Origin of the sequence: Treponema sp., from assembly GCF_052169735.1 — a bacterium.
Classification (GTDB): Bacteria; Spirochaetota; Spirochaetia; order Treponematales; family Treponemataceae; genus Treponema.
The window spans coordinates 1-11,944 of the sequence record NZ_JBQNBW010000008.1 but is presented as its reverse complement, the minus strand read 5'-3'; the positions used below and the strand labels follow the sequence as shown (position 1 = coordinate 11,944).

Here is an 11,944-nt window from a genome sequence, read left to right as displayed (position 1 = left end):
ATTATTTTAAAACGGAAAGCGGATCTATCAATCTCCCGTTCTTATAAATTGATAGATGCAAATGCGGCCCAGTTGAGTAGCCGGTATTTCCCACAGCCCCGATAGAGCCGCCCTGACCAACATACTGTCCGCGCTTTGCGTAAATAGCCGAAAGATGTCCATACAGAGATTGGTATCCTCTATCATGAGTGATAATCACATAGTTACCATAAATACGGTTATATCCCGTTTCTGCAACTTTTCCATCCAGCGTTGCCTTAACCGGCGTACCGGTAGGAGCCGCAAGGTCAATTCCGGTATGATAGCTCTTTGCCCCGGTGAAAGGATCGCTCCGGTAACCGAATGGAGAAGTCAATCTTCCTTGGATAGGATAGAGAAATAATTCTCCGAGTGCTTTTTTAAGATCAAAGGATGAAAGCGAAACCCCGGGAATAAAAAGCTGCTGCCCCACTGATAAAACTTCACCGGTTAAGTCATTTGCATCCAGCAAAGCGGTAACACTGACCCTATAGTCTGCCGCAATACCGGCAAGTGTTTCATTCTTCTTAACTGTATACAAAAGTCCATCGGTAGATGGTATCCGCAGCACCTGCCCCGCACTGATTCTCCGAGCATTATCGATAGCATTAACAGACAACAGGGTACCAAAGTTACGCAATCCCGCACGAGCGGCAATTCCGCTTATTGTTTCGCCTTTCTTAACAGTATAGTCCCGGAAGGTTACTGCAGAAACAGCAGAAAAATCAGCCGGAGAAAGTTCTTGACCAGTAAAATTTTCCAGTTCGGGGAAAATATAGGCATGAAGAGCCCTGCTGAACGCCGGTTCTTCACCAAAATTGAGCGTTTTAATGGAATATGCCCCTGCACCCGAACGAAAAAGAGGAAAAGCAAGGATTCCATAGAGGAAGATCACAACAAGTAGAAGCGGTACCGGATTAACATCCACAACGAAAAACCGATGCGAGGTTGCCGCCCGTTGCTTTGCAGCATGTACTGAAGCCTCATTGCTGCTGTACGAACCCGGAAAAAAACTATAGAGATCGGCAGAGGCAGTTTGCATCCCCTTATGCTTTGCTTGATGCTTTATCTGTACGGATGAAGGCGGAAAAGGTTGCAGCCTATCCGAATCAGAACCGTGGTACGTTATGATATTCATAACTACACTATCGGCAAAAATAACAAATACAAAAGATACGGAACGCTAGTATCCGCCGCTGCCTATCAGTTTGATTTACATACCCGGTCTGTTCGACAACTGTGTTTCCGGACAGGTTTACTATTTTTTATGCTTGCTTTTTTTCGTTATTCTGATTATGATACAGGCATCACACATATCAAGGAGTATGAATATGGCTTATAAGATCTCCGATGCTTGTATTAATTGCGGTGCCTGCGAAGGCGAATGCCCGGTAGGCGCTATTAGCGAAGCAGATGGAACGCGTGTTATCGACGCTGATGCTTGCATCAGCTGCGGTGCATGTGCAGGTGTTTGTCCTACAGAAGCAATTTCTGGAGAATAACTCATTTGTTGGCAGCAGCCGGAATATACGGAAAGCGCTAAAAATTTAATCTCTTTTTTGGCGTTCTATCGATCCTTTAGTATGCAAAAGGGCTGAGATACCGGCTGCTGTTTATGGTAAGGCTGAATGTGCGGATTAAAAATTGACCGTTGTATACGGCAGCAGAAAAGGTTAGAAAGGTGAAAGACTATTTTCACAAAATGATTACCGGTTACGGTGCATTTTTTATTAAAATTTGTACATTTGTTCTAATATTCGGCATCTGCCTTCTTTTCAGCTTTGCCATCGTGTATCCGTTATGGCTGTGTGCAACGCACTATACAAATCTCTATACAACATTAACCCTCATATTGTTTGCAGGGCTGGTTCTTTTTTTTACCATAAAGCGGAGCATCAAAAAATATAAAACCGATTCCCGCCGTTTTGTTTACACACTCATAAAAAAACTCATCCTTGCTGCAGGTATTGCTGCTTTCTTTGTCCTGCTCTTTGCCTATCAGCGTTTATTCGCATTTATTGTGCTTGCAGCTACACTGGTACTCTACGGTTTTGTCGCTTTTGGACTTTCGGAAGACCGAAAATAGCTTTAGACAGCATCGGTTCTGCAGGATACTCTTTCTTATTATATACGGTATATATGGTGCTGTTACCAGCTTTGCACAACATGCGGAACTTCCGCTCATTACCGAGCTATCACCTCAAAATCACCTGTTCCAGCAGTACTGCGATGACGTACTTTATGCCCGCAAAGCCCTTGCTGCGGGTAAAACTTCCCGGGAACTGCCGCTCCGGTTTTATCGCTACAAAGTACAAAAAGACGACACGGTGATCAGAATTGCAGCCCGCTGCAGTATTCCCTATGACGCTCTGATCACTCTCAATAGTATCGATTCGGTAAAGACCGATATAACCGGAAAAATACTCATACTCCCAAGCCTCCCCGCACTATACTTGCCGGAACATGCTGTTTCCGATATTGAACGGCTCACTGAAGCCCTCGCTAAAAAGTTGAAAATAGAATCTTTTTCTATTACCCTCCCCTCCCCCGACAAACCGGGAAAAAACATACAAGTCGAGTGTTTTCCAAATGCATTACTCGACAGCACAGTACGCAGCTTTTTCTTTATTCCGTTATACCGCTTCCCGCTGCAGCAGGCAGTTGTAACATCTCCATTCGGTATGAGAAAAAGCCCTTTTACCGGCAAAACATCTTACCACGCCGGCATAGACCTCGCTGCTCCTTCGGGAAGTCCCGTATATGCCTGTGCTGCAGGTATGGTTGCAGAAACAGCCTACAGCAACATTTACGGTAATTATATCATTATCCGGCATGAAGACGGGAGAGAAAGTCTCTACGGACACCTGAGCAAGATAAAAGTCCGCTTGTACGAAAAGGTAAAATCGGGTACAATTATAGGTAACGTTGGTTCTACCGGACTTTCTACGGGACCGCATCTACATTTTGAGGTACGGGAGCAAGGGAAAGCAAAGGATCCGGCTCTTTTCATCGATACAAAGAAAGCAAAGACATGAAACAGCTCCTAGCAAAAACGGCATTTTTGTTTTGTTTATCTCTTTCGATTTTTTATCCAGACAGTTTTAGAGTCGGGATGATGCATACTCATATTCTTAATTCTGAAGTATTTGAGCCGATAACCCTGCAAATGGGTTATAATGATGCGGTGTCATTTACATTAAAAAGCGATACCTTATTTTTAGAAGGGATAGAGCTTGAAATTAAGCAAAGCGCTGCGAGTCTTAAATATCCGAATACCATTGCCTATACTATATACACTGAAATCAGCCCGGAGCCGGCAAAAAACGAAATAGACTACACGGCACAAAAAATCAGCACAGCCTTATTACCGAATCGTTTTTCTCATAGTATCAGAATTCCTCTTAAAGAGCCGTATAACTTTACCCGGAACGGCAATAGCGAAATTATACCATACAGCAGCAGCCTCTGCCTTAGCCCATTCATGTTGAGGCTAAACCCTGTTATGAAGGGCTTACCCGATGATATTGAAGGAGCACGTTTTACTGTCATTGCCCGTCCTCTGCTCATTGCAGAAGGCGGATTAAAAATCAATCTGCAGTATCCTGATAAAGAGCAAAAACCGGTGAGTGTGCAGCTGAATGGAGACTACCTTGCAAAGTACACGGAACTGCAGCTCCGGCAGCCGGGACAGTATTCGCTACAGATCAATTCCGACGCCTACCGTACAGAGACACGTACCTGCGTTGTAGAACGGGGAAAAACCACACAACTCGACATTCAGCTCAAATCCATAACACCGCTGTTACGGATACAAGCGCCTGAAAACGTTATAGTTATACTGGACGGCGAAGAAATCACCTCGGCAAATACTCCTATTCCGCTTGAAAGCGGTTCACACATCATCATGTGTAAGATTGGAACCTATCAGCTCACCCGTCAAATTATTGTTGAAGAAGGGAAAAGCTATCTATTAACATTTACAATGGATATGCTGATACAAGAAATAACGGAATAAAAAAAGAATATCCATGTAAAGTTTCTTCCAGCAGAGCCGATATATATTGTATCGGTTGGTTAGTCTCCCTCCCACCCATTAGCCAACCGATAGCCAGACGGCGGGCCGGTTGCTCCAACCGGCTTTTTTTTATTTTCTCCCTTGAAAACCTCTTTACCGAAACCAATCCGCTTCTAATTCACCGTAAATTTGGAGACCTCTTGAGCCAACAAGTCTTCAATGCTCCGCTGATTTTTATCCGCGGATTTCTTCTCTATTTGATGACTTTTTTCAGACTCTTTTCAAGACTTACATTAAACCTGTTCGGAAACTTCCGTTTCTGAACAGGTTACCTTGAAATGCGATGTTCTAAATCGTGCTATTTGCGCGATTTAGAACTCGTCGACCTATTCGAAAACGCAGTTATCGAATAGGTCTATTCCTCTTGTCAAGGTTTAAAAATGGTATATACTAATGTATGGTAGAAAATATACTGATGGAAGTACTGTGTACATTGATGAGTCTCTTTTAAGCTTTACTACCGGATAATCGGAAAGCTGATGCTTTCTTCTTGACTTTTTATAGGAGTAGAATTATGCAGAATGGAAAAATACAGCGCCGGCTGTCTTTGAAGACAAAATTGATGATAATCTTTGGCATTTTACTTGCAGTTGCCTTAGTGCTTGAAGGTGTTTTAGCTATCTATATTGCCCGGAGAGCTGTGTCTGAGAAAGTAGAAACCCACCTGACTGATAAGGCAGCAGATGTTGCTGAAATTATTGATGGACGGATAAATGCTATTTTTCAACTGCTTGAGGGTTTTTCACGTATGCCTATCCTTGCTGATGAGGCAGTACCGTATCGCGAAAAAGAAGCCCGGCTGCAAAAAGAAGTTTTATTTAATAAACAACGATTTGCACAGCTCAATTTGTATGATCTTTCCGGAGTACGTTATACTGCGGATGGAAAAAAAGTTTCAGTAGCAGACCGCGAATGGTTTAGAGCGGCTGCAAGCGGTAAGACTTTTGTGTCTGAACCTTTAATATCCCGCTCATTGAATAAATTGGTGCTCATTTTTGCAGTACCGGTCTATGATGATGCTCATACACTTGTCGGTGTACTCAATGCCGTAGTATTGGCAGGGCGTCTTTCGGAGAGTATTGCAGATATCATTGTCGGTAAGACCGGCGAATGCTATATCATCGGTTTAACCGGTACGATTATCGCACATAGGGATACAACACTTGTAGAAAAAATGTATAATCCTATTAACGAAGCAAAGAATAATCCTAAGTTGGCATCATTCGCTTCCTTTATTCAACATGCTTTAGATACTACGTATAGCAATGTCGGCTACTATGATTTTGAGGGGAATTCATATATTGCCTCCAATGCTACGATAAAAAATACCGGCTGGAGGGTGATTATCAGAGCGCCGGTTAACGAATTTACTGAAACACTAACATTCCTGCGCCGGTCTATTAGCATTATGGGTAATACTATTTTGTTGCTGTCTTTGGTTATTATCTATTTTATCGCCCGCCAGATGGTTGGTCCCGTTAAAATTGCCGTAGCTGCATTGAAAGGTATTGCACAAGGCGAAGGAGATTTAACGGTCCGGCTGCCGATTACCGGCAATGATGAGGTTACCGATCTATCCCGCTACTTTAACGAAACTATTACAAAAATCAGTAGGTCGATCAAATCGGTTGGCACCAGCAGCAAAATCATGGAAGAAATTGGAAACGAACTCGCTTCTAACATGACAGAAACGGCAAGCGCTGTACACCAAATCAGTGCACATATCGATGCAGTAAAACAGCAGGCTATGACACAGGCTGCAAGTGTTACCGAAACAGATGCAACTGTTCAAGAAATTATCAGTACCATTAAAAAGCTAAATGACAGTATTGAAACTCAAGCGGGCAGCGTTGCGCAGTCGTCAGCTTCTGTAGAACAGATGGTTGCAAATATCGCTTCTATTACACAGACACTGGAAAAAACCGATGCCGCAATTAAAACGCTTGCATCGGCAACGGATGACGGTAAGGCAACCCTTGTTTCTTCTAATAGTATTACTCAAAAAATTGCTGAAGAATCGGGCAGTTTGATGGAAGCGTCCAGTGTGATCCAGCATATTGCATCGCAGACAAACTTACTGGCTATGAATGCTGCTATCGAGGCCGCTCATGCAGGAGAAGCCGGTAAGGGATTTGCAGTTGTTGCCGACGAAATCCGCAAACTGGCTGAAGATTCCGCTGCCCAAGGTAAAGCAATTACTACAACGCTTAAAACCCTCACCGGCGAAATTGAAACACTATCGAATGCTTCCAAAACAGTAGAAGAGAAGTTTACGATGATTTTTAATTTATCGGGACAAGTAAAGGCAATGAGCGACAGCCTTACGGAATCAATGAAGGAACAAGAAAACGGCAGCAAAGAAGTACTTATTGCAATTAAAAACATCAACACCGTAACAACGGAAGTTCAGGCAGGTTCCGATGAAATGCTGAGAGGCGGGCAAAGCGTTGTTGCCGAAATGCATAATTTAAGCAATCTTACCAATACCATTACCGACAGCATGAATGAGATGGCAGCAGGAGCGGTGCAAATTAATAACGCTGTGCAGGAAGTACACGAAATAGCCCAGAAAAATAAGAAAAGTATCGAGGTTTTAGCAAAAGAAGTCGCCAAGTTTAAAACGGAATAATACTTTTGAAAAACGTCTTTTGAAAATAGACAGTTACCAACAAATGTACATTCGTGTACATTATCAGGCAAACGCATTATCAATACCCTTACCGATCCCCGCATTGAGTATCTGCTTGATGCGTTCATCGGAGGGGGCGGAGTTGATGGAAATTACGCTGCCGGAATCAATGCGTACATAGATAAGCTGCACACCATCATCCAATCACCGAAGCTGCCCCTTATTACAATAAGGCGGAACAAACACAGGTGCGTTTTCCTTCCGTAACTAATCCGCTTATCAGTACCAATACGGTCAGTACGGTACGCCCGAAAAACACCTCAAGCAACCGAGCTTCGGGAAGTTCGACGCACACATCCTCAAGCGGGCGTACGCACGGCGGCGGGAGGAAATTTTAAAAAGAAGTACGGGAATCTCTAAAAACCACAAGCCTATCGGCTTTTTTTGTACGGAAATACATTAAGTTATCCGATTTGCGGGCTGCGAATCAGTTTTTTAGCGATACCCTATTATGTTATGTTATTTAAACCCCAGAGCGGCAAGGGAATCGATATTGCCGGTAACGAGCGCCGCTTTGTTTTCTTTCTGAATTTCATCGTAAATTTCTTCACGGAAAACTTTAACGGAGCGGGGTGCTTCAACCCCGATCTTTACTTGATCGCCCCGTACCTCAATGACGGTTAATTCAATCGAATCGCCGATACGGATTTTTTGGTTTGTCTTTCGAGAAAGAATTAGCATGGCGTACCTCCGTGTTTCATTTCGGCTACGATGTCATGCTTTGTCTTCCACTTTTCTCCGCCGAGGACAAGCTGCATGGCGTGTTTATTCTTCTTATTGATGATGAGCGGACCTTGCAGGTTTGCTGTAATAGCTGCACCGTTTGAAGGGATCGTTACCAATGCAAACACGAGTACATCTGACGGCGATTCGATACCGAGCGGCTTTAGCAGCGTGTCATCAATATCCAGCTCATAATCGGGACGGAAGATAAAAGGATCAATCGCAATGAATGCTAAATCAGCATCATCTAAGGATTGAATCCAGATAAACGGCTTTTGCTGTGCATCGAGCAATGCAAAACGGTGATAATTATTAAATCCGTAAAAGCCTTCCGCCAATGTAATAATCTGATCCTCTTCAATAATAACGGTACCAAGAGCTTTTGTTTTTATTTCCATGCCGAAAATTCCTTCCCCTTTTAGCGTAGATAATTGAGCAGCGTATTTTTATATAAATTACCGACTGTACTGAGTGATGCCTGATGCGTGTACTCATACATTTTGAGATCGGTAATTGCCTGAGTAATATCGAGGTCTGACTCGCGGGAGTCTGCCCCTGTTACATTTGGTATCTGGGTATTTAAGCGGGCGAGTGCCGCCTCTGCGCGTTCATAACGGGAACCGTTTTCTGCCAGCCGTGCCGCAAGATTGTCGATTGCACCGTCCACACTGCCGAGTACCTTACCGCCGAGCGATTCATTATCTCCTGCGTACATGGCATTCCGCATAGCAATAACAGCATCAAAGAGCGAACCGCCGGTTACCCGTACGGAGTCGGCAAGATTATACGGGGGACGCTGCTGCGGTTTTACCAGTCCCAACGATGCAAGCACATTTCCATCACCGGAATCGCGCAGCCAGAGCTGGCGGGCATCGGTGGTTTCAATATTCATACCGTTAGTAACCGGATCGAGCGATGCCTTGACCGCAGCTCCGGAGCTATTGATCTTGGCCATAATAGCGTAGACGTTATCTCCGGCAATAACCGGAATGCTCACCCCGTCTACCTCAATGGTACTGTCTTTTTGCACGACATAGTTGCGTGCATCCGTTGCAGAAAAGAGACTTTGCCGCTCTGCCCAAAATACGCGGTTACCTGCGTGGTTTGCGTCCATAAACGAAAGTTCATCGCTTTCTATTTGTTTGGTGTCGATAGAACCGTTATACCGCACATCTGTGATGACGGCAGAACCGGCACCGTCTATATCGCCCATGACAATTTCAAACGGCTCGGTAAAGCTTTTGGTACCGGCAAAGAGCCGAGTTCCATCTGCACCAAAGCTGTTCGCTGTCTGCACTAACTCATAGAGGAGCTGATCTACCTCCGGTGCCATTTTTTTCAGGTCTGAGGCAGTATAGGTGCCGGTTGCCCCTGCAACGGATAACTCACGGAGCCGCTGCATAATGCTCATAGCGCTTTGCATAGGCGCTTCCGCAACCTTATATTGATCGTTGAGGGTTTGTGCATTTTTCTCAAAGCGGTCAAGCCGGGCAAGCAGCGACTTATACCGCACGGAATGTCCGGCAGCAAGCGGATCATCACGCAGCTGCTGGATACGCCGTTGGGTATTGATCTGACTGTTGACCTTATGCAGCCTGTTTTCTTGCCGTCTAACCGAATAGCTGCTGTCAGAATGCTGCATATTTGAACTAATCCGTTGCATAAAAAAAACTCCCATAAAAAGTCAAGAAGAAAGTATCAACTTTCGATTGACTTTTTACGCACGTTCACAACGAAGTGAGAACGTGCATATAATATACAAGTTTGCGTTTTAGCAAACTTGAGTAAATGAAAGCCGTACCATTTGTGCGGCTTTCATTTTACAGCCCTTACTTCCCGAGACCTAGATGCCGAGCCGGTTGATTACGGTGTCGAGCATCTCATTGACTGCTGCAACAAAGCGGGCAGTGGCATTGTAACCATGCTGGAATTTGATAATATCTGCCAGCTCTTCATCAATATTGACACCGGAAATAGAGTCGCGCATATCCCGCAGCTCTTTACTGATGGCTGTTTGGGTATTGAGTACCAGCTCCGACTGTTCACCCTTTAAGCCCATCTCCGTTACTGCATCGGCAAAAAATTCGTCAAAGGTGCGGGTATTGCCGACCATAACCGGCGTATTCCGTATTTTGGCGATAGCGACTGCAGCGCGGTTATCTCCGGGATAGGGGATGCCTTCCATACTGGGATACCCTGCCGCGATATTCTGCACATCCCGCACAACCACCGGATTGAGTTCCATCCAGCCGGAGGGGTGCGCAATTGGAGAGACTGCATACTGTGCGCCATTCGGAGACAATACGTTGACTGCATCCGCTTGCTGCCAATCATACGCGTTTTCTGCCCCGCTGCCGCTCAGCACTCCTGCATAGCCTGCTAAGAAACGTCCTGAATCCTCTACGTGCCGGATTACAAAGTCAGGATTTTCCGTGTCCTGTGCGGTAGTTCCTTTGAGCACCAATTTGCTATTTTGATCGAGGTAGGCAACAACTTCTGCACCCGACCGGTTAATGCGTTCAACCAGATCGGCAACCATATCAGTGGAATAGTACGGCACTTGTACGGTTCCAAATCCTGCAGAGAGGGTAAGATTCCCTTCAAGTCCGATTTGCTGGCGCGGATCAAGGCTGTGTGCACCGGTTAAGCGGAAAATATAAGAAGTGTCGTATTCCCCATCGCCATCCCGGTCAAAATTACCCTGTGTATTATTGATAAAATATTGCTCTTTGAAAAAATCAATCCCGGTTTTTCCGTTTAAGCCCATTGCATTGCGGTGAATATCATTGACTAAATCAACAAAATTCATTGCCATGGTGTCGAGCTTCCTGATTTCCTCACGGACATCGCCATCCCGCAGTTCGATGAGGGCTGCAAGGCTGCCTTTCTCAAAATGAGCGCTGTTACCGGAATCTTCCCATACGACGTTTGCATAGCCTTCATTTGCCGTGCTGCTTTCCAGGGCAAAGCTCCGGAATTTACCGCCTTGCACAAGTTCCATCCCATCTGAGTAAATGATATAAGATTCGTCGATCTCTTCTTTTTCTACAGAGATAGAGATAAGGTTTGCAAGTTTTTCTGTTAAGACATCACGCTTGTCCATCAGATCATTGGGACTGTCTCCCATTGCCTTTACCTTGACAATTTCTTCGTTGAGCGCTGCAATTTGCCGAGTGAACGAATTAACCTGCTTAACCCGCGCTTCAATGTCGCCGTTGATCATATCCCGGATGCCCTGTAAACCTCGGTACTGATGGTGTACGGAATCGGTGAGCGTTTTTGCTCTGGTTGCCACTGCGGTGCGTGCTGCAGTCGATTCAGGATAAACGGAAAGCTCCTGCCATGAATCCCAGAATTGATCGAGCCGTGTTCTGACGGAGGTATCTTCCGGCTCATTATAGAGCTGTTCCAGCATATAGATATAGGAATCGCGCGTTTCCCAATAGCCTTGATCGTCGGCTTGAGCGACAATGCGCTGATCCAAGAGCTGATCGCGCAAGCGGGTGATTGCACTGACGGAAACACCTTGCCCAATCTGACCGGGGGTCTCTGCCCGCGATAAATCCGGGCGGTACAGCGGCTCATAGGAATCAAGCTGGACGCGCTGACGTGAGTATCCTTCCGTGGATGAGTTCGATATGTTATGACCGGCAGTTTGTATGGCTTGCTGCTGCGCAAATAAACTACGTTTTCCCAGTTCAATCGAAGCGAATGTAGACATCTTTTTCTCCTTTAAAAAACGGTATCAAGTACGAGGCTGCTGTAGTTCGACTGTGTAGGCACCCCGGTACGGGTGTAAGATGAGGAGCGGGTTGCGATTGCCGCTGCATCCACCATATCTTGTACCAGTGTCTGCACGTGAGAGACATAGCCTTCCAGCGTATCATTCGTGATTTTTGAAAGATAGACGTGCTGCTGCAATGTCCGGTACAATGCACCGAGCTTCTTTTTTGTTTCTTCCGGCAGTGATGAGGTATATCCGTAAAAATCCCGTACTTCTTCATTATAAGGATCAAGCTGATTTAAAAATAAAAAACACTGCTTATCGAGCCGTAAAAATTCATTGGAAGCCTCTGTATTTTTTAATACGCACCGTTCGATCCCCTCCCATGAACGGTTCCGTACAGCGTCGGAAAGCTCTTTTTGACAAGCATATACTTCTTTCATTACTTCAATTTGCTGCATCAATGTTTGTTCAATCTTTTCTGCAGCTGCGATTTTGTCCATAGAGTACCCCTCTGTTACAGTGTCGGAATTGAGCAAAAAAACTTGAGTTGATTTTTAGAGGGAGGAATCCTTGGAACAAAGCAAGAAAGGGCTTGACGCAAAATGAAATTTTCATCATAATACTGATATTGCCCATTTGGGGGTGTAGCTCAGTTGGCTAGAGCGCTTGCATGGCATGCAAGAGGTCAGGGGTTCAATTCCCCTCACCTCCA

The 11,944-nt window shown here is 45.0% G+C and carries 12 protein-coding genes and 1 tRNA gene; 6 read left to right on the top strand and 7 right to left on the bottom strand.

Translation table 11 applies throughout. The annotated features are described in order from the left end of the window. Nucleotide 1: 1 nt before the first annotated feature. Nucleotides 2-1,156, bottom strand: a complete 1,155-nt coding sequence (locus tag ACTTJ8_RS02425; RefSeq protein ID WP_442715048.1) for a peptidoglycan DD-metalloendopeptidase family protein — start codon at nt 1,154-1,156, stop codon at nt 2-4. A gap of 193 nt (nt 1,157-1,349) precedes the next feature. On the opposite strand from ACTTJ8_RS02425, the gene ACTTJ8_RS02420 reads away from it, so the two are divergent. The 5 genes from ACTTJ8_RS02420 to ACTTJ8_RS02400 all read left to right on the top strand — a co-directional run bounded on the left by ACTTJ8_RS02420 (nt 1,350) and on the right by ACTTJ8_RS02400 (nt 6,722). Then, entirely contained in the window at nt 1,350-1,520 is a 171-nt protein-coding gene (locus tag ACTTJ8_RS02420) for a DUF362 domain-containing protein (protein ID WP_442715049.1), read from the top strand. Between the two features lie 179 nt (nt 1,521-1,699). After that, nucleotides 1,700-2,104, top strand: a complete 405-nt coding sequence (locus ACTTJ8_RS02415; protein WP_442715050.1) for a hypothetical protein — start codon at nt 1,700-1,702, stop codon at nt 2,102-2,104. Nucleotides 2,105-2,141: 37 nt separating this feature from the next. Beyond that, on the top strand, nt 2,142-3,053 hold the full coding sequence (locus tag ACTTJ8_RS02410; protein WP_442715085.1) for a LysM peptidoglycan-binding domain-containing M23 family metallopeptidase: 912 nt from the start codon (nt 2,142-2,144) through the stop codon (nt 3,051-3,053). Between the two features lie 77 nt (nt 3,054-3,130). After that, nucleotides 3,131-4,033, top strand: a complete 903-nt coding sequence (locus ACTTJ8_RS02405) for a PEGA domain-containing protein (RefSeq protein WP_442720209.1) — start codon at nt 3,131-3,133, stop codon at nt 4,031-4,033. A gap of 574 nt (nt 4,034-4,607) precedes the next feature. Then, nucleotides 4,608-6,722 (top strand): methyl-accepting chemotaxis protein, encoded by a 2,115-nt coding sequence (locus ACTTJ8_RS02400; protein WP_442715052.1) that lies wholly within the window; start codon nt 4,608-4,610, stop codon nt 6,720-6,722. A 63-nt stretch (nt 6,723-6,785) separates the two neighbouring features. Here the strand turns inward: ACTTJ8_RS02400 and ACTTJ8_RS02395 are convergent, their stop codons facing one another. From ACTTJ8_RS02395 to ACTTJ8_RS02370, 6 genes are all read right to left on the bottom strand, one after another. Then, a complete protein-coding gene (locus tag ACTTJ8_RS02395; RefSeq protein ID WP_442720208.1) occupies nt 6,786-6,914 on the bottom strand; it encodes a hypothetical protein in 129 nt (42 codons plus the stop codon). 327 nt (nt 6,915-7,241) lie between these two features. Continuing rightward, entirely contained in the window at nt 7,242-7,463 is a 222-nt protein-coding gene (gene csrA / locus ACTTJ8_RS02390) for a carbon storage regulator CsrA (protein ID WP_442715054.1), read from the bottom strand. Next, complete coding sequence (gene fliW, locus ACTTJ8_RS02385; protein ID WP_442720207.1) at nt 7,457-7,903, bottom strand: flagellar assembly protein FliW; 447 nt, start codon at nt 7,901-7,903, stop codon at nt 7,457-7,459. Before fliW ends, csrA begins: the two co-directional genes overlap by 7 nt. 20 nt (nt 7,904-7,923) lie before the next feature. Further along, the gene (locus tag ACTTJ8_RS02380; protein WP_442715056.1) at nt 7,924-9,168 is read right to left on the bottom strand and encodes a flagellar hook-associated protein 3; all 1,245 of its coding nucleotides are present in this window, start codon (nt 9,166-9,168) and stop codon (nt 7,924-7,926) included. 180 nt (nt 9,169-9,348) lie between these two features. Then, on the bottom strand, nt 9,349-11,226 hold the full coding sequence (flgK, locus tag ACTTJ8_RS02375; RefSeq protein WP_442718674.1) for a flagellar hook-associated protein FlgK: 1,878 nt from the start codon (nt 11,224-11,226) through the stop codon (nt 9,349-9,351). 11 nt (nt 11,227-11,237) lie between these two features. Then, nucleotides 11,238-11,732 carry a hypothetical protein gene (locus tag ACTTJ8_RS02370; RefSeq protein ID WP_442715058.1) on the bottom strand — a complete coding sequence of 165 codons (495 nt, stop codon included), beginning with the start codon at nt 11,730-11,732 and terminating at the stop codon, nt 11,238-11,240. Between the two features lie 138 nt (nt 11,733-11,870). On the opposite strand from ACTTJ8_RS02370, the gene ACTTJ8_RS02365 reads away from it, so the two are divergent. Then, nucleotides 11,871-11,944: transfer RNA gene (locus tag ACTTJ8_RS02365), tRNA-Ala, on the top strand.

Bases quoted from the DNA above. Each gene is read 5' to 3' on its own strand.
- ACTTJ8_RS02425 (WP_442715048.1), bottom strand. From the start codon at position 1,156: ATGAATATCATAACGTACCACGGTTCTGATTCGGATAGGCTGCAACCT.
- ACTTJ8_RS02420 (WP_442715049.1), top strand. From the start codon at position 1,350: ATGGCTTATAAGATCTCCGATGCTTGTATTAATTGCGGTGCCTGCGAA.
- ACTTJ8_RS02405 (WP_442720209.1), top strand. From the start codon at position 3,131: ATGATGCATACTCATATTCTTAATTCTGAAGTATTTGAGCCGATAACC.
- ACTTJ8_RS02400 (WP_442715052.1), top strand. From the start codon at position 4,608: ATGCAGAATGGAAAAATACAGCGCCGGCTGTCTTTGAAGACAAAATTG.
- csrA (WP_442715054.1), bottom strand. From the start codon at position 7,463: ATGCTAATTCTTTCTCGAAAGACAAACCAAAAAATCCGTATCGGCGAT.
- fliW (WP_442720207.1), bottom strand. From the start codon at position 7,903: ATGGAAATAAAAACAAAAGCTCTTGGTACCGTTATTATTGAAGAGGAT.
- ACTTJ8_RS02380 (WP_442715056.1), bottom strand. From the start codon at position 9,168: ATGCAACGGATTAGTTCAAATATGCAGCATTCTGACAGCAGCTATTCG.
- flgK (WP_442718674.1), bottom strand. From the start codon at position 11,226: ATGTCTACATTCGCTTCGATTGAACTGGGAAAACGTAGTTTATTTGCG.
- ACTTJ8_RS02370 (WP_442715058.1), bottom strand. From the start codon at position 11,732: ATGGACAAAATCGCAGCTGCAGAAAAGATTGAACAAACATTGATGCAG.